Genomic DNA, 22,820 nt, shown 5'->3' with positions numbered 1-22,820 from the left:
CCCGAACCGGCCCGTGGGGACCCGGAGAAGGGGTCCGCGCGGTGCCGCCGCCACCCTTGGCGGGACCGGTCATGAAACCCCGCGCCCGTAACCTGGTGCAAATCCTGTGCGCCCGCGGTCAGCGTGCTGTAACGCTTCCGCGACGCTTCTTTCGCGTACGGTCACGGAACGGGCACCGCGCTTGACGTGTCGGTGCCCTGGGGCAGACTTGGCCGGGATCAACACATTCGATCACCGGTGAGGCACGGGGGCGCAGCCGCTGTCGCCTGTGCCGATGGGGGACGCGGAACAATGAGCCAGCAGGACGGCGCACAGGACCGGTACGCGGGGCGGGCGCTCGCCGGCGGGCGCTATCAACTGCGCGATCTGCTCGGCCAGGGCGGTATGGCCTCGGTCCATCTCGCCTACGACGCGGTGCTCGACCGACAGGTGGCGATCAAGACACTGCACACGGATCTCGGCCGTGAACAGGCGTTCAGGGAGCGCTTCCGGCGCGAGGCCCAGGCGGTGGCGAAGCTCACGCACACCAATATCGTCTCGGTCTTCGACACCGGCGAGGACGACGTCGACGGGATGACGACGCCGTACATCGTCATGGAGTACGTCGAGGGCCGTCCGCTCGGCTCGGTGTTCGAGGAGGATGTACGGCGGTTCGGCGCGATGTCCGCGGACCACGCGCTGAAGGTGACCGCGGATGTGCTGGCGGCGCTGGAGATCAGCCATGAGATGGGGCTGGTGCACCGGGACATCAAGCCGGGCAATGTCATGATCACCAAGCGCGGTGTGGTCAAGGTGATGGACTTCGGCATCGCGCGGGCCATGCAGTCCGGGGTGACGTCGATGACCCAGACCGGGATGGTCGTCGGGACCCCGCAGTACCTCTCCCCCGAGCAGGCGCTCGGGCGCGGGGTGGACGCGCGCTCCGATCTCTACTCGGTCGGCATCATGCTGTTCCAGCTGGTCACCGGGCGGCTGCCGTTCGACGCGGACTCGCCGCTGGCCATCGCGTACGCGCATGTGCAGGAGGAGCCGGTGCTCGCCTCCTCGGTGAACCGCGCGCTGCCCCCGGCCGTGGACGCGCTGATCACCCGGGCGCTGAAGAAGAACCCGAACGAGCGTTTCCCCACCGCCGAGTCCATGCGGGACGAGTGTCTGCGGGTCGCCGCGTCCTTCCAGGCCGCGCCGCCCAGCATCGTGCCGGGCAGCGGACCGCAGAGCGGGGCGGGGGTCGGGTCGGCGGTGTTCCCGCCGGTCGGGCAGAGCGGCGTGCCGGGACCGCAGGGCGCGGTGCAGACGCCGTACCAGCCGGTTCACCAGCCGCATCCGTCCCCTCAGCAGCAGCATCAGCCGCATCAGTCGCTTCCGTCGCAGCAGCAGGCGTACGGGGCGCCGTCCGCCGCGTACGGGTATCCGCAGCAGGGGGGCTATCAGACGCCCGCCGTGGGATATCCGGGGCAGCCGGGGGCTCCGTCCGCGCCGACGCCGCCCTATGTCACCGGGCCGCAGCAGCCCGGGGGCGGGGGGCGCGGGAACCGGCCGGTGATCATCGGGTCGGTGCTGGTGGCGCTGCTGGCGGTCGGCGGACTGATCGCGGTGCTGGTGACACGGGGTGGCGGGAACGACGAGGGGACGGGCGGCGATGCGGGGGCCTCGGCGTCCGCGTCGGCGTCGGAGCAGCCGGGGTACCGGGGTCCGGACACGGCCAAGACCATCGAGACCACCGAGTGCACCGAGCCGGAAGAGGCGTACAACGACCCGGACAAGATCCAGATGCCGGACTTCCGCTACAAGTACATCGACTCGGTGAAGGAGTGCCTCCAGGCCGCGGGCTGGGGGCAGCAGCTCGAAAGCGTCGACGAGAACACCTACGGCGAGGGCGCGGTCATGAAGCAGTTCCCGGCGCCGGGGACGGATCTGGACCCGGAGGACATGCCGGAGATCCAGCTGAGCGTGTCCACGGGGAATCCGGCCTGAGCGGGGTCCGTGCCGGGGCGCGGGGCGGTGCCCTGCGCGGGGCGTGAGGCGCGGGGTCTGAGGAGCGGGGCGTGCCTGTGCCGGGGCGCCGGGCGCGAGACGCGGGACGTGAAGCGCGGGGTCTGAGACGTGGGACGTGTAGCACGCGCGGCAGGAAGCGCAGGGTCTGAGACGCGGGGCGTGCCCGTGCCGGGGCGCCGGGCGCGAGACGCGGGACGTGAAGCACGGGGGCTGAGACGCGGGGCGTGCCCGTGCCGGGGCGCCGGGCGCGAGACGCGGGACGTGCAGCACGGGGGCTGAGACGCGGGGCGTGCCCGTGCCGGGGCGCCGGGCGCGAGACGCGGGGTCTGCGGCACAGGGCATGGGCGCGGAGCGTGACGCACAGGGCATGGGCGCGGAGCGTGACGCACAGGGCATGGGCGCGGAGCGTGACGCGCGGGGCATGAGGAAGGCCCGGCGGTGGCGCCGGGCCTCGGGGGTGGACTCGGGGTAAAGGGGCGGGGTGGGCTAGAGGTACGGGCCGCCCGTACGGGGGTCCTCGCCGGGGCCCTCGGGGGCCATGCCCGGCGGCAGCGCCCGGCGCATCTGCTCCAGCTGGGCCCGCGCGGCCATCTGCTGGGCGAACAGCGTGGTCTGAATCCCGTGGAAGAGACCCTCGAGCCAGCCGACCAGCTGTGCCTGGGCGATCCGCAGTTCCGCGTCCGAGGGTGTGCCCTCGTCCGTGAAGGGCAGGGAGAGCCGCTCCAGTTCCTCGACCAGCTCCGGCGCCAGGCCGTCCTCCAGCTCCTTCACCGAGCTGGCGTGGATCTCCTTGAGCCGGACGCGGCTGGCCTCGTCCAGGGGAGCCGCCCGCACCTCCTCCAGGAGCTGCTTGATCATGCTGCCGATGCGCATGACCTTCGCCGGCTGCTCGACCTGCTCGGTGACCGGGATCTCGCGGACGTCGTCGTCATCTCCGCCGCCACCGAGAGCCATGCCGTCCTGGCCCACGACCAGAATGCGCTGGTTGTTCTCCGGCGACCTTTCGTTCCTCGGCATCTCCATGCCGTCATTCTCTCGCACCCGTCCACCTCATCACCGCGCCGCCCCCCGTGCGGGCGGTTCCGCCGCTTCGCCCGCCCGGACGCCCGGGAAATGCCGGGTCACGGGTGGGATGTGACGCTTGTCCTGTGACGCGTCCCTCGCCGCCGTCCAGGCCAGCGGTCGGGTCCCGGGTGCGGGCGGGGCTCGGGGCGGCGGCGGTGTGCGCGACGGCGGTGTGCGCGACGGCGCTGGCCGGTGTGACGGGGGCGGGAGCGGGGTCCGGGGTGGGGGCGCGGGTGGCGTACGCCGCCGTCGGCTCGTATCCGGGGGCCGACCGCGCCCCGGTCTCCCGGGCGGTGCCGTCCGACCCGGAGAGCCGGGCGGGGAGTGTGCCGGGGGAGGGACGGCGGCGGCCGGGGAGGACCGAGGCGACGGCGACGGCGGCGGAGGGGGACCCGGGGAGGATCGACGAGACCGCCGCCGAGGGGGACCAGGGGGCGGGAGACCCCCTTTTCCCTCGGCACACGCCGTACTCGTCGTCGGACCCGGCGCCGTACTCGTCGGCCTCGTCGCGGGTTCCCGAGGGGGCCGATGTCGCCGGCAGTGGGCGGCGGGCCGGGCCCGCGCCGCGCATCCTGCCGCTGGGCGGCGGTCTGATGCTGATCGGGCTCGGGCTCGGCTTCGCCTTCCTGGGGCTCAGGCTGCGCCGGGAGTGACCAGCAGGACCTTGCCGACGTGGGTGCTCTCCTCGACCAGCCGGTGCGCGGCCGGGGCGTCGCTCATGGGCAGCTCCCGGTCGATCACGGGCTGGACCCGGCCGCCTTCGACGAGCGGCCAGACATGTTCGCGTACGGCGGTCACGATCGCCGCCTTCTCGGCGGGCGGACGGGCCCGCAGGGAGGCCGCGCTGATCGTGGCGCGCTTGGCGAGCAGCGCGGCGATGTTCAGCTCGGCCTTGACACCGCCCTGGAGGCCGATGATCGCGAGCCGGCCGTTGAGGGCGAGGGTCTGGATGTTGCGGTCGAGATATTTCGCGCCCATGTTGTCGAGGATGACGTCGGCGCCCGCCCCGTCGGTGGCCTTGCCGACCTCCGCCACGAAGTCCTGCTCGCGGTAGTTGACAAGGATGTCGGCGCCGAGTCCGGCGCAGCGGTCCAGTTTCTCCTGGGTACCCGCGGTGACGGCGACCCGGGCGCCGACGGCCTTGGCGAGCTGGATCGCCATGGTGCCGATGCCGCTGGAGCCGCCGTGCACGAGCAGCGTCTCGCCGGGCCGCAGCTGGGCGCCCTGGAAGACATTGGACCAGACCGTGCAGGCCACCTCGGGGAGGGCGGCGGCGTGCACCAGGGAGACGCCCGCCGGGACCGGCAGCAGCTGGCCGGCCGGGACGGCGACCTTCCCGGCGTAGCCGCCGCCCGCGAGCAGCGCGCACACCTCGTCGCCGACGGCCCAGCCGGAGACACCGGGGCCGAGTGCGGAGATCCGGCCGGAACACTCCAGGCCGGGGTGGGGGGAGGCACCGGGCGGAGGGTTGTAGAAGCCCTGGCGCTGGAGGATGTCGGCACGGTTGACGGCGCTGGCGACGACGTCCACCAGCACCTCGCCCTCGCCGGGCACCGGATCGGAGACCTCGCCCCATACGAGCGCCTCGGGCCCACCGGGTTCGGAAATCGTGATCGCATGCATGGCCCGACGCTACCGCCCGGCCTCCGCCCCGGGACCAGGGGTGCGACCTCCGCACGGGCCTGATCCGGCGGTCCACCGGCGCCCGCTCCCCGGGGCCAGGGACGCCACGGACGCCCCCGCGACCAGGGCTGCGACGGTCCTCCGGCCCAGGTCCCCACTGGTCCCCGCGACCTACGCCCCGCGTCCGTCCCTCCGCCCTTCCCTCCGACTTTGGTCCGGTCCCGGCAGAAAACACTGTGCGAAACCGATGAGTCCAAGCCACGGTAAAGGTCTGCCCATGCACCACCCATGTCCGTGAAAGGACCTCCGGAAGGACAACCCACCATGAGCCAGCCGACCTCCGGGCTCGCCATCGAGACCGCCGGCCTGGTGAAGAAGTTCGGCGAGACCAGGGCCGTCGACGGCGTCGACCTCACGGTGCCCACCGGCACGGTCTACGGCGTCCTCGGCCCGAACGGCGCCGGCAAGACCACCACCGTGAAGATGCTCGCGACCCTGCTGCGCCCGGACGGCGGTGAGGCCCACATCTTCGGCCACGACGTCGTACGGGAGGCCGACGCCGTCCGTGCGCGGGTGAGCCTCACCGGGCAGTACGCCTCCGTGGACGAGGACCTCACCGGCACCGAGAACCTGGTGCTGCTGGGGCGGCTCCTCGGACATGGCAAGAAGGCCGCGCAGGCGCGCGCCGCCCAGCTCCTGGAGGCGTTCGGGCTCACCGAGGCGGCCGGGAAGCAGGTCAAGCACTACTCCGGCGGAATGCGGCGCCGTATCGACATCGCCGCCTCCATCCTGAACACCCCGGATCTGCTCTTCCTGGACGAGCCGACCACCGGACTCGATCCGCGCAGCCGCAACCAGGTGTGGGACATCGTCCGCGCGGTCGTCGCGCACGGCACCACCGTGCTGCTGACCACGCAGTATCTGGACGAGGCCGACCAGCTGGCGTCCCGGATCGCGGTGATCGACCGCGGGAAGGTGATCGCGGAGGGCACCAAGGGCGAGCTGAAGGCGTCCGTGGGCGCCGGTTCGGTGCATGTGCGGCTGCGGGACGCCGTACAGCGGGCCGAGGCGGAGCGGGTGCTGCGCGCCGCGCTGGACGCTGAGGTGCAGCTCGAACCCGATCCGGTGGCGCTGACCGCGCGGGTCGGCGACGCGGGCAACGGCCAGGGGGCCGCCGAGCGGGCCTCCCGGGCGCTCGCGGAGCTGGCCCGCAACGGCATCACCGTCGACAACTTCTCCCTCGGCCAGCCCAGCCTGGACGAGGTGTTCCTCGCCCTGACCGGGCACGACACACAGACCGACGGCGCCTCGCGGGCCGCGAAGACGGAAGGCGGGGTGGCGGTATGAGTACCGCGACGACCACGGACACCAAGGATCTCGCGCCGGTCAGCGCCGACTCGCTGGCGCATCTGCTGGTCGCCAAGGAGCGGCCGGCCCGGCCCAGCGCCTGGTCGGCGTCGCTGACCTTCGGCTGGCGGGCGATGCTGAAGATCAAGCACGTACCCGAGCAGCTCTTCGACGTCACCGCGTTCCCGATCATGCTGGTGCTGATGTACACGTACCTGTTCGGCGGGGCGCTGGCCAGCTCGCCCCGGGAGTACATCCAGTTCCTGCTGCCCGGCATCCTGGTGATGTCGGTGGTGATGATCACGATGTACACGGGTGTCGCGGTCAACACGGACATCGAGAAGGGCGTCTTCGACCGGTTCCGCTCGCTGCCGATCTGGCGGCCGTCGGTGATGGTCGGCTATCTGCTGGGGGACGCCCTGCGGTATGTGATGGCCTCGGTGGTGATGCTGACCGTGGGCATGATCATCGGGTTCCGGCCGGACGGCGGTTTCGTCGGGGTGGTCGCCGGGATAGCCCTGCTGATCGTCTTCTCGTTCGCGTTCTCCTGGATCTGGACCATGTTCGGGCTGATGCTGCGCAGCGAGAAGTCCGTGATGGGCGTCAGCATGATGGTGATCTTCCCGCTGACCTTCCTGTCCAATGTGTTCGTCGATCCGAGCACCATGCCGGGCTGGCTCCAGGCGTTCGTCAACAACAGCCCGGTGACCCATCTGGCGTCGGCGGTGCGCGGGCTGATGGCGGGCGAGTGGCCGGGCGCCGATGTCGCCTGGTCGCTGGGCTGGGCCGCCCTGCTGGTGCTGGTCTTCGGGCCGGTCACCATGCGGCTCTACAACCGCAAGTAGCCCCCCGGCTCACCGGTCTACGGGCGTCGTTCGGGCCCCCGGGTCATCCACCCGGGGGTCTCGTCCGTGGTCGCCTCGATACGGACGATGGTGATCACCCGGTCGGTCAGCTCCAGCGTGCCGACCGCCTCGTCGTCGTAGGCCAGCACCCGGTGGCCGCGGACGACGTTCACCACCAGGTCCTCGATCTCGCGCGGGCGGCGGCCGGTCTCCGCCCGGGTCACCGGGCGTTCCACGATGTCCAGGCCGCTGCCCTGGCGGATCAGGTCCTCCATGACCAGCCCGGCGGCCGGGCTGAGCACGGACAGTCCGAGCAGCCGTCCCGCCGCGCCCGCGCTGGTGATCACCTCGTCGGCGCCGGAGTGCTTCAGCAGCGGGGCGTTCTCCTCCTCACGCACCGAGGCGACGATCTTCGCCTGGGCGTTCAACTGCCGGGCGGTGAGAGTGACGAGGACGGCCGTGTCGTCCTGCTGGGGCGCCACGATGATCTTCCCGGCGCGCTGCACCTCCGCCTTGAGCAGCACCGCGCTGCGGGTGGCGTCCCCGGCGACCCCCTCGTACCCCTCCGCCTCGGCCGCCGCGATGGCCTTGGAGCTGGGGTCGATCACCACCACCTGGTCCTTGCTCACCCCGGCGGCGCACACCGCGCGGATCGCCGACCGCCCCTTGGTGCCGAAGCCGACGACAACCACGTGATCCCGCACGACACGCCTCCGAATACTCGGTGTCCGGCCGCTGCCCGGCCCGGTGCCTACGAACCTACTGTCCGGCCCGTCACCGTCGCGCGCCGCCGCCCGAGGCGTGAGGTAGCGTCCAGCACCATGGTGCCGAGCGCAACGATCACGGCCACGATCACCGTCCCGGGGGGCATCCGATGAGCGCGGACGAGCGACCGAGCGCCCCGCGGACCCGGCTCGCGATCTTCCGCACCCTGTGGAGCCGCTCCCGGGTCGAGGCCCGTGACGACGCCGAGGCCGGCCGGTCCATCATGATGCCGACGCTGGGCACCAGCCCGCCGCTCCAGCAGGTGCTGCGGCGGCTCGCCCTGGCGCTGCTGGTCCTCGGGGTGACGGTCCTGATCGTCTACGCGGACGCCGACGGCTACACCGACAACTCGGACGGCACGGTCGACCTCCTGGACGCCGCGTACTACGCCACCGTCACCCTCTCCACCACCGGCTACGGCGACATCACCCCGGTCAGCGACGCGGCCCGGCTCACCAATATCTTCGTGATCACCCCGCTGCGGGTGATGTTCCTGATCATCCTGGTCGGCACCACCCTGGAGGTGCTCGCCGAGCGCACCCGCCAGCAGGTCCGCATCCACCGCTGGCGCTCGCGCACCCGGGACCATGTCGTCGTCATCGGCTACGGCACCAAGGGGCGGCACGCGGTGCAGACCCTCACCGGGCAGGGGATCGCCCGGGAGCAGATCGTCGTGGTGGACGCCCAGCCCAAGGCGACCGGCGCCGCCGCGGACGACGGGCTGGTCTCCGTCACCGGGGACGCCACCCGCACCGACACCCTGCGCAAGGCCGAGGTGCAGACGGCGGCGCAGGTGATCGTCGCCCCGCAGCGCGACGAGACGGCCACGCTGATCACGCTGACCGCCCGCCAGCTCAACAAGCGCGCCACGATCGTGGTCGCCGTGCGCGAGGACGAGAACGTGCCGCTGCTCCAGCAGAGCGGCGCCGACACGGTGGTCACCAGCTCCAGCTCCGCCGGACGGCTGCTCGGGGTGTCGATGATCAGCCCGTCGGTGGCCCGGCTGCTGGAGGATCTGATGACCCTCGGCAGCGGTCTGGATCTGATCGAACGGGCCGTACGGGAGGACGAGATCGGCCGTCCCCCGCGCGAGTGCGCCGACCTGGTGGTGGCCGCGGTGCGCGGCAAGCAGGTGCTCGACTACACGGATCAGCGGCTGTCGGCGCTACGGCCCGGGGACCGGGTGATCACGGTGAGCAGGCCGGTACCGGTGGAGGAGTAGGGCGGACGGGCGCCCATGGGGTGGGCGCCGGCTGCGGGCGGGCGATGTTTCACGTGAAACAGGCCGCGATGCCCGCGCTGGCCCACGGCAGATCCAGCAGCTCCGTCTCCTGTCCGGCCGCCGTGCCGCCCGGCGGGACGACGGCCAGCGCGTCGGCCGCCGCGATCCCACGCAGCATCGCCGGACCGTTGTAGTGCAGCGGTACGGCCGTGTCCCCGCGCAGCACCACCGGCACCAGCCGGGTGTCGCGCGGATGCCCCTGTACGGCGTCCCGGAGCGGCAGGATGTACGGCTGCGGCGCCGGACGCGCCGCCAGGGTGCGCAGCAGTGGTTCGGCGAGGGTGAGCAGCCCGGAGACGGCGGCGAGCGGGTTGCCGGGCAGGCCGACCAGATGGCGCCCGGGGGCGAGTCGGGCGAGCAGCATGGGGTGGCCGGGGCGGACCTGCACACCGTCGACCAGGAGTTCGGCGCCGACCCGGTCCAGGGTGGGGTGGACGAAGTCGACGGGGCCCGCGGCGGTGCCGCCGGTGGTGACGAGGAGATCGGCGTCGCTGGTGGCGACGGCCTTGTGCAGGGCGTCGGCGTCGTCGCCGAGCCGTCGTACGGCGGTGATCTCGGCGCCGAGGGCGCGCAGCCAGGGCGGTAGCAGGGGGCCGAGCGCGTCCCGGATCAGCCCGTCGTGCGGGAGGCCCTCGGTGAGGAGTTCGTCGCCGAGGATCAGCACCTCGGCGCGGGGGCGGGGGACGGCGGTGAGGGTGTCGTATCCGGCGGCGGCGGCGAGACCGAGGACGGCCGGGGTGATGAGGGTGCCGGGGGGCAGGAGCTGGTCGCCGGTCCGGCACTCCTGGCCGCGGGGGCGGATGTCCTGGCCGTGGCCGACCTCGCGGGCGGGGTGCAGGCGGGAGTTGTCGTCGAGGCGGCCGTGTTCGCTGCGGATGACGGCGGTGGTGTCGGGCGGGACGCGACCGCCGGTGGCGATCCGGACGGCCTCGCCGTCGGCGAGGGGGGCGGCGGGGGCGTGTCCGGCGAGGACGCCGTCCGCACGGACCGTCCAGGGGCCGGGTCCGGCGACCGCCCAGCCGTCCATGGCGGAGGTGTCGAACGGAGGGAGGTCCGTGAGGGCGTCGAGCGGGGCGGCGAGGGTGAGACCGAGGGCGGCGTCCAGGGGGACGGGGGTGGGGGTGCGGCGGGGGGCGCCGGAGCGGGGGCCGGGGCGGGCGGCTCGGGCGGCGATGTCGCGGGCCTCGGGCCAGGGGGTCGCCCGGGGGTGCGGGGGGTGCGGCGGGGCGGCGGGAGTGGGGACGGAGGGAGCCAGGGTGGGTGGGGGGCTCTGCGGGTGGGGGGTGGTGCTCGCGTGTCTCACCAGGGCGAGGATCTCGTCCACGTCGAAGTCGTCAGTGTCCTGGGTGCGGTTGCCGCCGGGGTGGTCGCGGTGCTCGCCGCCGGGGCCGGCGGGGGCGGTCATCCGGTGCCTCCGGTGCCCGTGGCGGTGTCGGTGGCGGCGTTCTCCTCGGCCCAGCGCAGGGCGAGGGCGGTCGCCTTGCGGGAGGCTTCGGCGACGGCTTCGGGGCCGCCTCCGGCCTGCGCGGCGGCGTATCCGACGAGGAAGGTGGTCAGCGGGGCGGCGGGCCGGGCCACGCCGTGGGCGGCGTCGCGCGCCACGTCGAGCAGGGCGCGGAAGTCGACGTCCAGGTCGATGCCGAGTTCGTCCTTGACTGCGGTGATCCATTCTTCCAACACGTGCCCATGCTCCCTGATGCGTGCTCTGGCGGTGGCGATGTCGTCCCAGGTGTCGCAGTCGAAGGACGCGACCGGGTCGGCGATGCGGGTGAGGTCGAGCGCGGCGGTGAGTCGGCGCAGGGGCAGTCCGGTGAGGCTGCCGTCGTGCGCGGCGGAGAGGTCCGCGAGGGCGTGGCGCAGCGGGGCGGCCCGGTAGGCGGCGACGAGGGGCTGGTCCCGGCCGCCGGGGTCGGTGAGCAGCGCCGCGTCCGCGGGGGACTCCCGCAGGGCGGTCAGCAGCCGCCGTACGGTCCGCTCCTGGAGGAAGGGGAGATCGGCGGAGAGGACGAGCAGCAGATCGGCGCGGGTGTGCCGGACCCCGGCGGCGAGCGCGGCGAGCGGGCCGCCGCCGGGCGGGTCCTCGCGGGTGAAGGAGACCGGGCGGGCGGTGGGCCGGGGTTCGGCGACGACGACGGTGGCGCGGGCGTCGGCGCAGGCGGTGAGGACCCGGTCGAGCAGGGCCCGGCCGCCGACGCGCACGGCCGGTTTGTCGACGCCGCCGAGGCGCCGGGCGGCACCACCGGCGAGTACGACGGCGTCGTATACATCGGCGCCGCCGGAACGCTCCGCTGAGGTCACCTTCCGAGTATGGGGGCCGGGGTGATCACAGGGAATGTCGGCGACGGGGCGTCCTGTCGCCGCCGACCAAGGTCACAGGGTGCGCAGGAGTATCGCGGGCTGTTCGACGCAGTCGGCGACATAGCGGAGGAAGCCGCCCGCGGTGGCGCCGTCGCAGACGCGGTGGTCGAAGGTGAGGGAGAGCTGGACGACCTGGCGGACGGCGAGTTCACCGTCGTGGACCCAGGGTTTGGGGACGATACGGCCGACGCCGAGCATGGCGGCCTCGGGGTGGTTGAGGATCGGGGTGGAGCCGTCGACGCCGAAGACGCCGTAGTTGTTGAGGGTGAAGGTGCCGCCGGTGAGGTCGGCCGGGGTCAGCGTGCCGCCTCGGGCCGTCTCGGTGAGCCGGGTGAACTCGGCGGTCAGCCCCTCGGCGTCACGGGTCTGCGCGTCCCGGACGACGGGGACCACGAGCCCCCGGTCGGTCTGCGCGGCGAACCCGAGATGGACCCGGTCGAGCCGGACGATCTCGCGGGCGGTCATGTCGACGGTGGAGTTCAGCTCGGGGAAACGGGCCAGGGCGGAGACGCAGATCCGGGCCAGCAGGGCGAGTACGGAGATCTTGGGGCCGGACGCGGCGTTCATCGCCGTACGCGCCCGCATCAGCTCGGTCGCGTCCGCGTCGACCCAGCAGGTGGCGTCCGGGATCTCACGCCTGCTGCGGGACAGCTTGTCGGCGACGGCACCGCGGACGCCCTTGAGGGGGACGCGGAAGGTGTCGGCGACGGGGGCGGGGGCGGGCACGGCGATCGAGGGCTGGGGGGTACGGGCGCGGACCTCGGCGGCGCGGACCGCGTACTCCACGTCGGCGCGCAGGATCAGTCCGTCGGGGCCCGAGCCGGTCAGTTCGCGCAGGTCCAGGTCGTGTTCCCGGGCGAGGCGGCGGACCAGCGGGGAGATCACCGGGATGGGTCCCTCGGCGAGCGCGGCCGGTTCGGCGGGGAGCGGCTCGGGGGCGGGGCGGGCGGCGAGGGGGGTGTGCGGCTGGGGGCGGACGCGGCGGCGGCGGGCGGGGGCGTCGGTGGTGCCGTAGCCCACGAGGACGTTGCCGGAGCCGCCTTCGGTACGGGTGCCGGTGTGGTTGCCGGTGCCGGTGTGGTTGCCGGTGCCGGTGTGGTTGCCGGTGCCGGTGTGGTTGCCGGTGCCGGTGTGGTTGCCGGTGCCGGTGCGGGAAGGGGCGTCCGGCGTCGGGGCGGGCGCGTCGGTGGCCCGGGGCTGAGACCCTGCTCCCGCCGCTCCCTCCGGTCCCCCGGCGGAGCCGTCCGCTCCGACCGCCACCGTCAGCAGGGGCGCGCCCACCGGCAGCTCGGTGCCCTCCTCGCCGAAGCGGGCCGTGACCACACCGCCGTAGGGGCAGGGCACCTCGACCATCGCCTTGGCCGTCTCGACCTCGACCACCGGCTGGTCGATGGCGACGACCTCGCCGACCTCGACCAGCCAGCGCACGATCTCCGCCTCGGTGAGCCCCTCGCCGAGGTCGGGGAGCTTGAACTCCAGCACCTGTGCCATCAGCTCTCGGCCTCCCATTGCAGACGCGCCACGGCGTCCAGGATGCGGTCGACGCCGGGCAGGTGGTGCCGCTCCAGCATCGGCGGGGGATAGGGGATGTCGAATCCGGCGACCCTCAGCACCGGCGCCTCCAGGTGGTGGAAGCAGCGCTCGGTGACCCGGGCCGCGATCTCTCCGCCCGGTCCGCCGAACCCGCCCGACTCATGGACCACGACCGCCCGTCCGGTCCGCCGCACCGAGGCGCAGACCGTCTCGTCGTCGAACGGCACCAGGGAGCGCAGATCGACCACTTCGAGGTCCCACCCCTCCTCCCGGGCGGCCTCGGCGGCTTCGAGGCACACGGGGAGCGACGGGCCGTACGTGATGAGCGTGGCGCTCCGGCCGGAGCGCCGCACCACCGCGCGGCCAATCGGTTCAACGGTTCGCGGCTCCCGCGGGTTCCAGGAGTCCTTCGACCAGTACAGCCGCTTGGGCTCCAGGAAGACCACCGGGTCGTCGGAGGCGATGGCGGCGCGCAGCAGCCCGTAGGCGTCGGCGACGGTGGCGGGGGTGACGACATGGAGGCCGGGGGTGGCCATGTAGTACGCCTCGGAGGAATCGCTGTGGTGCTCGACACCGCCGATGCCGCCGCCGTAGGGGACGCGGATGGTGAGGGGGAGGGCCTGGGCGCCGCGGGTGCGGTTGCGCATCTTGGCGACATGGCTGAGGAGCTGCTCGAACGCCGGGTAGGCGAACGCGTCGAACTGCATCTCCACGACCGGGCGCAGTCCGTACATGGCCATGCCGACGGCGGTGCCGAGGATGCCGGCCTCGGCGAGCGGAGTATCGGTGACCCGGTCGTCGCCGAACTCCTTGGCGAGCCCGTCGGTGATACGGAAGACCCCGCCGAGCGTGCCGACGTCCTCGCCCAGGACATGGACGGCCGGGTCGGCGGCCAGGGAGTCGCGCAGGGCGCGGGTGAGGGCCTGCGCCATGGTGGCCGGTTTGACCGCCGCGGCGGTGGTCATCGCTGTCCTTCTTCCTGCTCCTGGGCGGCGGCGAGTTCGGCGCGCAGCAGGGCCTCCTGCTCGCGCAGTTGCGGGGTGGGCTCGGCGTACACATGGGCGAACAGGTCCATGGGGTCGAGCACGGCGTCGGCGTTCATCCGGGCGCGGAGGTCGGTGGCGAGGGCCTCGGCGGCGTCCCGCGCGGTGGCCTTCCCGGCGTCGTCGAGGAGCCCGCGCGCGTCCAGCTCCCGCTCCAGCAGCAGCACCGGGTCGTGGTCGCGCCAGGCGTCGATCTCGGCGTCGCCCCGGTAGCGGGTGGCGTCGTCGGCGTTGGTGTGCGCCTCCATGCGGTACGTGATCGCCTCCACCAGGGTGGGTCCACCGCCCTCGCGGGCGCGGCGTACGGCGTCGGTGAGCACCTCGTGGACGGCGGCGGCGTCGTTGCCGTCGACCAGGCGGCCCGGCATTCCGTAGCCGACGGCCTTGTGGGCGAGGGAGGGGGCGGCGGTCTGCTTGTCGAGGGGGACGGAGATCGCGAAGCCGTTGTTCTGGACCAGGAAGACGACCGGGGCCTGCCATACGGCGGCGAAGTTCAGCGCCTCGTGGAAGTCGCCCTCGCTGGTGCCGCCGTCGCCGACCATGGCGAGGGCCACCACGTCGTCGCCCTTGAGGCGGGCGGCGTGGGCGAGCCCGACCGCGTGCGGGAGCTGGGTGGCGAGGGGGGTGGAGAGGGGGGCGACGCGGTGGGTGCGGGGGTCGTAGCCGGTGTGCCAGTCGCCGCGGAGCAGGGTGAGGGCGTCGACGGGGTCGACTCCGCGGGCGATCACGGCGAGGGTGTCGCGGTAGCTCGGAAAGAGCCAGTCGCGCTCCTCCAGGACCAGCGCGGCGGCGATCTCGCACGCCTCCTGTCCGGTGCTGGACGGGTAGACGGCGAGGCGGCCCTGCTTGGTGAGGGCGGTGGCCTGCGCGTTGTAGCGGCGGCCCCGGACGGTCTCCGCGTAGAGCCGCCGCAGCAGCGCGGGGTCGGCCTCGGCGGCCCTGGGGGTGCCGAGGACGCGGTAGGGCTCGGGGTCGGGCAGCAGGGGGGCGGGGTCCGTGCGGGGCTGCCAGGCGGGCGGCGGTGCGGGCCGGTAGGCACCCCGCTGCTCCATGACCGTCATATGCGGCACCTCCTCATGGATGGGACTCACGGATAGGACTCACGGATGGGACTCACACACGTGGCTGACGGAGACGCGTCGACCGCGCCCCATCTCTCCCTACCGATTGTTCGGTAGTCGGCACATTTTGGCTACGGACGGCCGCAGGCTGTGGACAAACGGTTCTCCACAGCCTGAGATGGACGCATTACGTCCACCTGACGGAGGCGGGGGCAGATGTCAGCTGAACAAATGGCCGAAAGCCCGGAACCGGGCGATCTCCCCGGCGACCTGCCGGTGCCCCCCGCGCCCCCACCGGACGCCGAGATTCCGCCACCGCGCCCGTTGGACGCGATCGACCAGGACATCCTGCGGATGCTCCAGGCGGACGGCCGCGCGTCGATACGGTCGGTGGCGGAGCGGGTGCATGTGTCCCGGGCGAACGCGTACGCGCGGATCAACCGCCTGGTGGAGGACGGGGTGATCCGGGGCTTCGGCGCGCGGGTCGACCATGAGCGGGCCGGACAGGGCACGTCGGCGTACATCACGCTGAAGATCGTCCAGAACTCGTGGCGCACGGTACGGGAGCAGTTGCGCGAGTTGCCGGGCGCGGCGCACATGTCCCTGGTGGGCGGCGACTTCGACGTCCTGCTGCTGGTGCATGTGGCGGACAACAGGGCGCTGAGAGAGCTGGTCTTCACCCGCCTGCACGCGTTGCCGGAGGTCCTGAGCACGAGGACGCTGCTGGTCTTCGAGGAGGAGAACCTGGAGCCTCCGGCGTGAGCGGGGGATTCGGCGGGGCGTGACTCGGGCGGCGGCCCAGGTGCCCGTGGGCGGCGGAGAAGGACGGCTCAGCGGCGGACGGTGGAGGGGGCTGCGGAGAGACGTGGCTCTGGCTCTGTTCGCGAGACGAGAACGACAGCGGGTGCTCACGGCTTCGGGAGGCGTCTGAGCGGGTCCCGAAGCGGACTGTCTGCGCCTTCGTGGCGTCAGCCGGAAGCCGGTTTGGGCTTTCGAGTTTCGACGGTGAGGGGAACTCCCTTGTCGTCCCTGACGGGGGGTTCTCCGTTTGTCGCCAATGGAGATCACGGGCTTGTAGCACGGCCTGATGTCGCCGCCAGGTTCGAGCTTGGGACGTGGTTCGCGCCTGGTTAACGTCGAGAGCGCTGCCACGGGAATCGCAGCCGCTGAGTACGCGCTATCGCTGCCTGTGCTGCCGCGAGGTTGTTGCGGCTGGTGAGGGTGTCGGGATGGTCCGGGCCCAGAACGCGTTCGCAGTCGGTGAGGTTCTGCCGGTGGAGGTCCGCGGCCTCCTGATGACGCCCGAGGCCGGACAGTGCGTGGGCGAGGTTGTTGCGGCTGGTGAGGGTGTTGGGATGGTCCGGGCCCAGGACGCGTTCGCAGTCGGTGAGGTTTTGCTGGAGGAGGTCGGCGGCCTCCTGAAAGCGCCCGAGACCGGACAGGGCGCTGGCGAGGTTGTTGCGACTGTTCAGGGTGTCAGGGTGGTCCGGGCCCAGGACGCGTTCGCGGTTGGCGAGGTTTTGCTGGAGGAGGTCGGCGGCCTCCTGATGACGCCCGAGCTCGCTCAGGGTGCTGGCGAGGTTGTTGCGGCTGGTGAGGGTGTTGGGATGGTCCGGGCCCTGGATGCGTTCGCGGTTGGCGAGGTTTTGCTGGAGGAGGTCGGCAGCCTCCTGACAACGCCCAAGACCCTCCAGGGCGCCAGCGAGGTTGTTGCGGCTGTTGAGGGTGTCGGGATGGTCCGAGCCCAGGACGCGTTCGCAGTCGGTGAGGTTCTGCTGTAGGAGGTCGGCAGCCTCCTGATAACGCCCGAGAGCGTCCAGGGCGCCAGCGAAGTTGTTGCGGCTGTTGACGGTGTCGGGATGGTCCGAGCCCAGGACGCGTTCGCGGTCGGTGAGGTTCTGCTGGTGGAGGTCGGCAGCCTCCTGATAACGCCCGAGACCGTGCAGGGCGCTGGCGAAGTTGTTGCGGCTGTTGAGGGTGTCGGGATGGTCCGAGCCCAGGACGCGTTCGCGGTCGGTGAGGTTCTGCTGGTGGAGGTCGGCAGCCTCCTGACAACGCCCAAGACCCTCCAGGGCGCCAGCGAGGTTGTTGCGGCTGTTGAGGGTGTCGGGATGGTCCGAGCCCAGGACGCGTTCGCAGTCGGTGAGGTTCTGCTGTAGGAGGTCGGCAGCCTCCTGATAACGCCCGAGAGCGTCCAGGGCGCCAGCGAAGTTGTTGCGGCTGTTGACGGTGTCGGGATGGTCCGAGCCCAGGTGGTGGGCTTCGGCGTCGAGGACGCACTGGCGCAGAAGGTGGTCTTCGGATGCGGCTCCCGCGTCCCCGAGGCTGTCGGCGAGGTCGTCGAGCAGGTCGCGGGTGGTGGTGAAGTCGGCGTGACGTGTGTGGTGGAGGAGGGGTGGGAGGTGTGGGGCGAGGAGGCGTGCGGTGGGCCAGCCGGCGCGGCCCGCGCTGATGGTGTCGCGGACGGTCTGGGTGAGATGGGTGTCGAGGGCGGTGTGGCAGGTGGTGCGGTCGGTGCCGGGTGGGGCGGTGAGGGCGATGACGTCGTGGACCAGGGGGTGCAGTGCGATCTGGCCGACCGTGAGCGCTTGCCCGCCGCCGCTGTCGGCCGGTGGCGTGGTGGGGGTGCTGATGAGGCCGTACTGGTGGAGGGCGGCGAGGGAGGCGTCGAGTTCGGCGGCTGTGGCTCCCTGCTGGGTGGCGTCGGCGAGGAGGGCGGGGGTGAGGAAGGCACGGGGGACGGGTGCGGGGGCGAGGAGGGCCAAGAGGAACAGGGCGGGGCGGGCGAGGGTGTAGCCGTTGTTGTGGAGTTGGGTGAGGGAGATGTCGAAGGTGTGCCGCACCACCGTGCGGGCGACCTCCGGGTCGGCCGCCTGCGGGTGCTCGGCACCGACGAGGTCACCGAACTCGGTGACCAGGGCGTGCTGGTAGGCGGTGAAGGTGCGGTAGCGGCTGGTGGGGTTGGCGAGGTGACGGCCCGCGGTGTCCAGGGCGAGGGGGTGACCGCCGAGCCGTTCCCCGAGCGCTGCGGCCTCCGCTGCGGAGCCGGCGGAGGGCGCGGCGTCACGCAGGACCGTGCCGGAATCGGTGGCGGACAGGGATTCGAGGGGAACGAGGCGGGCGCTTGGTCCCCAGGTGCCGGGCGCGGTGTCGCGGGTGGTGACCAGGAGGAGTCCGCCGCCGCCGGGGCGTACCCATCCGCGGTAGGAGCCCGGTGGCTCGCTGCCGGGGCCGAGGTTGCGGGGGGTGTCGACGTTGTCGATCACGATCACCCAGCCCGGTACCGCCGCAAGGTGTTCCCACACCACGTCGACGAGCGCGGCCCGGCCGTTCTGGGCATCGTGGAGTCGGGTCTCGGGGAGTCCCAGGGCCTGTGCGATGCGGGTGAGGTCGTGGGCGAGGCGGGCGGCGTCGTCCTGCCACCGCACCCAGAACACCGCCCGCCCTTGCGCCTCTGCCTGCCGGGCGGCCTGGGCGGCGAGGGTGGTCTTGCCCAGCCCGCCGGTCCCGCAGACCACGACGAGCCCCCCGTCCCGGCCCGCTACCAGGCTCCGAAGGTCGGCGAGTTCGCTGTCACGGCCGCGGACAGGGGCCTGGACAGCGGGAGCACGGTAGGAGGCGTGAGCGGCAGCCACCCGCACCCAGCGCCCACCCGCCCCACCGCCCGCAACCGCAGGCGCGGCCGGGGCAGGAGAGCGCAGGGCGACCAGCGACACGGCGAGACCGAGCAGACCGGCAGTTCCACCGATCACGCTGGCGAGCTGATCCGCCGTCTCCAGCCCGACCCGGGCGACCGCCCACGCGATCCCGCCCGCGAACACGCCCCCCGCCAGCGCCCCCAGCAGTCGGCCGGGCACCCATCGCCACAGGCCCCGCCCCACATGCCCATCTGCCACGCCAGCAACCCCCGTACCCGTTCGCCCGTCCCGGTACGACGAGGATGCCCACCACCACAAGTCCAAGGGCAGAGCCAGAGATTTCGGAACCCAGCCGTGACAGCACCCGCCGCCTCGGCGGACAAGCCGCCCCGCGAAATCGAACGGTCGCTGACCGCGATCTGCTGTCGCTTCTCGGTGACCAGAGACGCGGCTCAGGAACTGACGGCGATGGCGAGCCCGAAGAGCACGGCGAAGAGGACGGGCAGCAGCGCGCACCCGAGCCCGGCACCGGCCGCCGCGCGGCGCGCGCTCCGCAGCGACGCCCGGCGCGGCAGTCCCCAGGACACCAGCAGCATCAGCGCCCCGCCGTAGATCCACACCCCGAGCGGGCTGCCGCCCCCGTCCCGCACGAAGAGCGCGTACTCCGCGACCAGCAGCGGCCCTGCGACAACGGACGCCACGAGCGGGGCACGCCACCAGGTGGGGTGACCGGCGGGAGGGTCGAGGGGGCGGAGGTCTTGGTGCGTCATGGACCCATTCCAGCTCCGGAGTGGAGCGGGCGCATGGGGCGGCGTACTCAGATGGGCCCGGAACGGGTACTCAACCCGTCGGATCGCCCTTCGCCCGCCGCCGGAGGGGTCGGCTTCATCCTGATGAGGCGTCCGGGGCTGCCTCAACGCTGTACTCGTAGCCGATGGCCAACCGGTAGGGCAGGCACCATTCGCCGTACTCGATCACGCCTTTGTCGTCCCAAAGCCGGTGAGCGCCCGCGAGGATGGGGGAGCCGACTCGCAGCCCAAGGAAGTTCGCTTCGCGCGGATCGGCGTCCCGGCCGTGGATGTCGTCACGTCCCGCCACCACTCGCCTGCCGGTGGCCTGCTGGATCTTCAGCAACAGCCCTGGAGAGGACGCCCGCGACGTGGACAGTAGTTCAGGAACCGCGGCGGCGAAATGAGCCGGGTGCCAGGTGACGAAAAGTCCGGTGCGCTGCTGGCCCTTGCCGCTGTGCCACTGGCGATGAACGACCTGAGCACCATCGTCCAGATCGAAGATCTCGGCTACGTACTGGGGCGGTTTGATCAACTCCGCGGTCGTGACGATCATGGTCTCCCCCTCGGCGAGCACGGAGCCGGTGCGGAGGACGCGAGTGATCCGGTCGTAGCCGGAAGGGGCCACTTCGGGGGCGTCGGCCACGAACGTTCCGCGTCGAGACGTCGTGATGTAGCCCTCGACCTGGAGTTGGTCAAGGGAGCGACCGAGGGTGGCGACGGATACGCCCTCGCTCTTGGCGAGTTCCCGCACAGGCGGGAGCTTTTCACCTTCCCTGAGCGCGCCGTCGAGGATGCGGCGACGAATGCGCTCCGCGACCTGCATGTAGGGGTGACTGACGTCCGACATGGCGTCTCCCGGGATGGTGTCCTAGGGCATGAGTGTCTGTACCAGGACATAGGCAATCCGTTCTGCCCAGTCAAACGTGCGCGTCAGGCGCGTCGCCGTGAACGGGCGTACGGGGCTCAGCGCAACGGCCCTCCAGACAGGAGCATTTGGCGGTTCGCCCGCCGACAGCGCTCCTGTGTCTGTTGAACAACGACGGCCCCCATCCAACGAATGAGGGCCGTTCGCCGTACTCCCCGAAGACTCGGAGAGTAGCGTTCTGATTACCAGGCCAGAACACGAGGATTCAGCATGTCATACCCCACTGACAGGCCCACAGAGAGTGTGGGTTCGCGCATCCGCGCGTTGCGGCTCATCCGTGACTATTCGCTATCCGAACTGGGTCGAATGGCGCACGTGTCCAAGAGTCAGCTATCCCGAGTCGAGAACGGCGAACAACCGGCAAGCCCTTCCGTGCTGGCTGCGGTCGCACGCGCGCTGTCCGTGGACATCTCGGTACTTCACGGTCAGCCGTACATCAAGATTCTTCAGCAAGAACAACTTGACGCGATGGTGTCCCCGATCGGTAGTGCCCTGGAAGCATGGGACATTGAGCTTGACGACGATCCAGAGCCACGCTCATTCGGCACCCTGCAAGCAGAAGTCGATCGAGTGGTGGGTCTGCGCATTGGAGCGGATTTCTCGGAAACAGCGAAGATCCTTCCTGGACTGATCACGGAGGTTGCTTCCGCAGTCCGCAGACAGGACAGCCCGGGGTACCAGCGGGAAAGGCTGTACGCACTTCAAGCGGAGCTTGCGCGGACGGCGGCCAGCGTCTCCTACCGTCTCGGCTACGCGGATCTCGCCCGGCTGGCCGTAGCGCGCATGGGTGCTGCGGCGCGAGAGTCCGGGGACCCTTGTCTGGTCGCCATCGAACGGTTCGAGCGGGCGGCGATCACCCATGGTTCCGCTGGTCGCGCAGACCGGAGTGTGGCCCTGATACGCCAAGCCCTTCGAGAGCTTGACGACGACGGAAGTCAGGCTGTGCGAGCTGTGCGTGGCATTCTCGTGCTGCGGGCAGCCACCTACGCGCGCCGGACGAGAGACACCAGTGCGGCCGATAGCTGGATCGAGCAGGCCAACGAGATTGCGGAGACTACGGGGGATGTGGACCTTTACGCCCTTTCCTTCGGGCCGCGCTGGGTTCGGATGAGCCAGGTCTCGGATCTGAACGACACCGACGACCATGACGAAGCCTTGCGCCGGGCAAGAGAGTTGCGGCTGCCGGACGACTACCCGCCGAACCGTAGAGCGCATTTCTGGATCAACCGCGCGCGTGCGGAAGCGTGGACCGCGCGCCATGATGACGCGTTGGATTCTTTGGTGAACGCGCGTGAGGCCGCCCCGCAGATGACCAGGTTCCACCCGGAAGTGCACGAGACGGTAGGGACCCTGCTGCGTGCCCGAACACGAGCGCCCGAGTCGCTGCGTGAGTTCGCGGCCTGGAGCGGCGTCTAGCACAGCCCACACACTCAGGTCAACGCTCTGCCGTTCCCAACTTAGGGACGGCAGAGCGTTGTTTCGTCGGCACTCTGGGTCACACGCAAGACCCCCGCGACGGGCGAACGTCCGGGGGCGTGGCCAACCTGAGAGTGCAGGTCAACATGCTGAAGCCTATCCGCCCGTTCGTGGGCTGGGTGCTGGGTGTCTTACTGCCCGGGGAGGGGAAGCGTCGGGCGGGTGCCGGTCCGGCCGCTGAGACTCCCGTGCGGTGTTGTGTGGTGTTCCGCCCGGGTGCTCGGTACCGGCGCCGGGTGGCTCTGGTTCTCGCTGCTGACTTCGGTGTCGACCTTGACCGGCATGTGGTCGGTGCGGACCGGGTGACGGCATGAGCGCCCCGTCCAAGCGCGCGGTCGCGCGGCGTGCCGTTCTGCTTTTCGGGTGGCTGTTACGGCTGTTGCTGCCCCCTACCGGGCGCCGTCGCGCCGACCGACCGGTTGCTGCCGGTCGGCACCGCGCGGGGGTGTCGGGTCCCGCCCCGTCATCGGCGAGCGTTGTCCTGCCGCTGAGGGAGCGTGCGTGGTCGCCCGGGGAGGCGTGCCCCGAGGGGGACGAGATCGTGTTCGACGCCGGTACGGCGGTCCTGGTGCGGCCGTACTACCCGGCCGGTGAGGACGACCGTGCCCGGGAGCGGGAACGGGTCCGTGACTGGCAGGAGAGCGAGCGGGAGCGGTGGCGTCGGCGAGCGCTGGCGTTCACGCTGCGGCGGGCTGCTGAAGACTCGGTGCGTGCCGTGTGCGCGGACGCGTCCACCCCGCAGACGATGCCAGGGGGTGGCCGGTGGTCTCGCTGACCAAAGGGGGCCGGTCCGTGCCCCCGCCCCGGATGTGCGGCACGGAAACCGTGATGCCCGTCGACCTGATCGCCATCATGTTCGTGTCGGTCAAGGACACCGCCCCGGACACCGTTGCCCGCTCACTGCGCTGCTGTCTCCAGGAGCACTCCGGAGGCCGTCACCACGACCTGGTGTGGGAACTGAACGATCCCAGCGACGGCGAGGTGTGGGCCCAGTGGGCGGACGACTGCCCGCCCGACACGTTCCGGACCGTACCCGACTGCAACACCCCCTCCACGCCCACGGCTGACGACGA

Annotated in this window: 18 protein-coding genes and 2 pseudogenes; 9 read left to right on the top strand and 11 right to left on the bottom strand. The window is 71.8% G+C overall.

Annotation, left to right across the window (positions count from 1 at the left end):
* The first annotated feature begins 291 nt into the window (after positions 1-291).
* Positions 292-1,974, top strand: a complete 1,683-nt coding sequence (locus AB0D49_RS32175) for a protein kinase (RefSeq protein ID WP_362764370.1) — start codon at positions 292-294, stop codon at positions 1,972-1,974.
* 507 nt (positions 1,975-2,481) lie between these two features.
* Here the strand turns inward: AB0D49_RS32175 and AB0D49_RS32170 are convergent.
* Positions 2,482-3,018, bottom strand: a complete 537-nt coding sequence (locus AB0D49_RS32170) for a bacterial proteasome activator family protein (RefSeq protein WP_362764367.1) — start codon at positions 3,016-3,018, stop codon at positions 2,482-2,484.
* A 125-nt stretch (positions 3,019-3,143) separates the two neighbouring features.
* On the opposite strand from AB0D49_RS32170, the gene AB0D49_RS32165 reads away from it, so the two are divergent.
* Positions 3,144-3,713, top strand: a complete 570-nt coding sequence (locus tag AB0D49_RS32165) for a hypothetical protein (protein WP_362764364.1) — start codon at positions 3,144-3,146, stop codon at positions 3,711-3,713.
* Here AB0D49_RS32165 and AB0D49_RS32160 read toward each other — a convergent pair.
* Positions 3,694-4,683, bottom strand: a complete 990-nt coding sequence (locus AB0D49_RS32160) for an NAD(P)H-quinone oxidoreductase (protein ID WP_362764362.1) — start codon at positions 4,681-4,683, stop codon at positions 3,694-3,696. The genes AB0D49_RS32165 and AB0D49_RS32160 overlap by 20 nt on opposite strands.
* 324 nt (positions 4,684-5,007) lie before the next feature.
* Here AB0D49_RS32160 and AB0D49_RS32155 point away from each other — a divergent pair, with 324 nt between their 5' ends.
* Positions 5,008-6,030: an ATP-binding cassette domain-containing protein gene (locus AB0D49_RS32155; protein ID WP_362764360.1), complete on the top strand. Its 1,023-nt coding sequence runs from the start codon at positions 5,008-5,010 to the stop codon at positions 6,028-6,030.
* Positions 6,027-6,875, top strand: a complete 849-nt coding sequence (locus AB0D49_RS32150) for an ABC transporter permease (RefSeq protein ID WP_362764357.1) — start codon at positions 6,027-6,029, stop codon at positions 6,873-6,875. The genes AB0D49_RS32155 and AB0D49_RS32150 overlap by 4 nt, the downstream gene beginning before the upstream one ends.
* Before the next feature lie 17 nt (positions 6,876-6,892).
* Here the strand turns inward: AB0D49_RS32150 and AB0D49_RS32145 are convergent.
* Positions 6,893-7,579, bottom strand: a pseudogene (locus AB0D49_RS32145) (NAD(P)-binding protein); the annotation flags it as partial.
* A gap of 170 nt (positions 7,580-7,749) precedes the next feature.
* Between AB0D49_RS32145 and AB0D49_RS32140 the strand changes: the two are divergent.
* A complete protein-coding gene (locus AB0D49_RS32140; protein ID WP_362764354.1) occupies positions 7,750-8,862 on the top strand; it encodes a potassium channel family protein in 1,113 nt (370 codons plus the stop codon).
* 49 nt (positions 8,863-8,911) lie between these two features.
* Here the strand turns inward: AB0D49_RS32140 and AB0D49_RS32135 are convergent, their stop codons facing one another.
* The 5 genes from AB0D49_RS32135 to pdhA form a co-directional block, all read right to left on the bottom strand.
* Entirely contained in the window at positions 8,912-10,327 is a 1,416-nt protein-coding gene (locus AB0D49_RS32135) for a molybdopterin molybdotransferase MoeA (protein ID WP_362764351.1), read from the bottom strand.
* Positions 10,324-11,220, bottom strand: a complete 897-nt coding sequence (locus tag AB0D49_RS32130; protein WP_362764348.1) for an NTP transferase domain-containing protein — start codon at positions 11,218-11,220, stop codon at positions 10,324-10,326. Before AB0D49_RS32130 ends, AB0D49_RS32135 begins: the two co-directional genes overlap by 4 nt.
* 72 nt (positions 11,221-11,292) lie before the next feature.
* The gene (locus AB0D49_RS32125; RefSeq protein ID WP_362764345.1) at positions 11,293-12,771 is read right to left on the bottom strand and encodes a dihydrolipoamide acetyltransferase family protein; all 1,479 of its coding nucleotides are present in this window, start codon (positions 12,769-12,771) and stop codon (positions 11,293-11,295) included.
* Positions 12,771-13,778, bottom strand: coding sequence for an alpha-ketoacid dehydrogenase subunit beta (locus tag AB0D49_RS32120; protein ID WP_362764342.1), 1,008 nt, complete (start codon positions 13,776-13,778; stop codon positions 12,771-12,773). The genes AB0D49_RS32125 and AB0D49_RS32120 overlap by 1 nt, the downstream gene beginning before the upstream one ends.
* Positions 13,775-14,917, bottom strand: coding sequence for a pyruvate dehydrogenase (acetyl-transferring) E1 component subunit alpha (pdhA, locus tag AB0D49_RS32115; protein WP_362764671.1), 1,143 nt, complete (start codon positions 14,915-14,917; stop codon positions 13,775-13,777). The genes AB0D49_RS32120 and pdhA overlap by 4 nt, the downstream gene beginning before the upstream one ends.
* A 216-nt stretch (positions 14,918-15,133) precedes the next feature.
* Between pdhA and AB0D49_RS32110 the strand changes: the two genes are divergently transcribed.
* A complete protein-coding gene (locus AB0D49_RS32110) occupies positions 15,134-15,679 on the top strand; it encodes an Lrp/AsnC family transcriptional regulator (protein WP_362764339.1) in 546 nt (181 codons plus the stop codon).
* A gap of 368 nt (positions 15,680-16,047) precedes the next feature.
* On the opposite strand, the gene AB0D49_RS32105 is transcribed toward AB0D49_RS32110, so the two are convergent.
* The 3 genes from AB0D49_RS32105 to AB0D49_RS32095 all read right to left on the bottom strand — a co-directional run bounded on the left by AB0D49_RS32105 (position 16,048) and on the right by AB0D49_RS32095 (position 20,193).
* Positions 16,048-18,813 (bottom strand): tetratricopeptide repeat protein, encoded by a 2,766-nt coding sequence (locus AB0D49_RS32105; protein ID WP_362764336.1) that lies wholly within the window; start codon positions 18,811-18,813, stop codon positions 16,048-16,050.
* Between the two features lie 194 nt (positions 18,814-19,007).
* Positions 19,008-19,325, bottom strand: coding sequence for a hypothetical protein (locus AB0D49_RS32100; protein WP_362764333.1), 318 nt, complete (start codon positions 19,323-19,325; stop codon positions 19,008-19,010).
* Positions 19,326-19,440: 115 nt separating this feature from the next.
* Positions 19,441-20,193, bottom strand: coding sequence for a GntR family transcriptional regulator (locus AB0D49_RS32095; protein WP_362764330.1), 753 nt, complete (start codon positions 20,191-20,193; stop codon positions 19,441-19,443).
* Between the two features lie 288 nt (positions 20,194-20,481).
* On the opposite strand from AB0D49_RS32095, the gene AB0D49_RS32090 reads away from it, so the two are divergent.
* The 3 genes and pseudogenes from AB0D49_RS32090 to AB0D49_RS32080 form a co-directional block, all read left to right on the top strand.
* Positions 20,482-21,687, top strand: a complete 1,206-nt coding sequence (locus AB0D49_RS32090) for a helix-turn-helix transcriptional regulator (RefSeq protein ID WP_362764327.1) — start codon at positions 20,482-20,484, stop codon at positions 21,685-21,687.
* Positions 21,688-22,288: 601 nt separating this feature from the next.
* Positions 22,289-22,522, top strand: a complete 234-nt coding sequence (locus tag AB0D49_RS32085) for a hypothetical protein (protein ID WP_362764324.1) — start codon at positions 22,289-22,291, stop codon at positions 22,520-22,522.
* Between the two features lie 53 nt (positions 22,523-22,575).
* Positions 22,576-22,820, top strand: a pseudogene (locus tag AB0D49_RS32080) (hypothetical protein); the annotation flags it as partial.

Source organism: Streptomyces sp. NPDC048290 (assembly GCF_040652095.1).
Classification (GTDB): Bacteria; Actinomycetota; Actinomycetes; order Streptomycetales; family Streptomycetaceae; genus Streptomyces.
Note: the sequence above shows the minus strand (reverse complement) of the source record. Positions and strands in the feature narration are given on the sequence as shown.

Bases quoted from the DNA above. Each gene is read 5' to 3' on its own strand.
- AB0D49_RS32175 (WP_362764370.1), top strand. From the start codon at position 292: ATGAGCCAGCAGGACGGCGCACAGGACCGGTACGCGGGGCGGGCGCTC.
- AB0D49_RS32170 (WP_362764367.1), bottom strand. From the start codon at position 3,018: ATGGAGATGCCGAGGAACGAAAGGTCGCCGGAGAACAACCAGCGCATT.
- AB0D49_RS32120 (WP_362764342.1), bottom strand. From the start codon at position 13,778: ATGACCACCGCCGCGGCGGTCAAACCGGCCACCATGGCGCAGGCCCTC.
- pdhA (WP_362764671.1), bottom strand. From the start codon at position 14,917: ATGACGGTCATGGAGCAGCGGGGTGCCTACCGGCCCGCACCGCCGCCC.
- AB0D49_RS32090 (WP_362764327.1), top strand. From the start codon at position 20,482: ATGTCATACCCCACTGACAGGCCCACAGAGAGTGTGGGTTCGCGCATC.
- AB0D49_RS32110 (WP_362764339.1), top strand. From the start codon at position 15,134: ATGTCAGCTGAACAAATGGCCGAAAGCCCGGAACCGGGCGATCTCCCC.
- AB0D49_RS32140 (WP_362764354.1), top strand. From the start codon at position 7,750: ATGAGCGCGGACGAGCGACCGAGCGCCCCGCGGACCCGGCTCGCGATC.
- AB0D49_RS32100 (WP_362764333.1), bottom strand. From the start codon at position 19,325: ATGACGCACCAAGACCTCCGCCCCCTCGACCCTCCCGCCGGTCACCCC.
- AB0D49_RS32155 (WP_362764360.1), top strand. From the start codon at position 5,008: ATGAGCCAGCCGACCTCCGGGCTCGCCATCGAGACCGCCGGCCTGGTG.
- AB0D49_RS32125 (WP_362764345.1), bottom strand. From the start codon at position 12,771: ATGGCACAGGTGCTGGAGTTCAAGCTCCCCGACCTCGGCGAGGGGCTC.
- AB0D49_RS32150 (WP_362764357.1), top strand. From the start codon at position 6,027: ATGAGTACCGCGACGACCACGGACACCAAGGATCTCGCGCCGGTCAGC.
- AB0D49_RS32160 (WP_362764362.1), bottom strand. From the start codon at position 4,683: ATGCATGCGATCACGATTTCCGAACCCGGTGGGCCCGAGGCGCTCGTA.
- AB0D49_RS32095 (WP_362764330.1), bottom strand. From the start codon at position 20,193: ATGTCGGACGTCAGTCACCCCTACATGCAGGTCGCGGAGCGCATTCGT.
- AB0D49_RS32135 (WP_362764351.1), bottom strand. From the start codon at position 10,327: ATGACCGCCCCCGCCGGCCCCGGCGGCGAGCACCGCGACCACCCCGGC.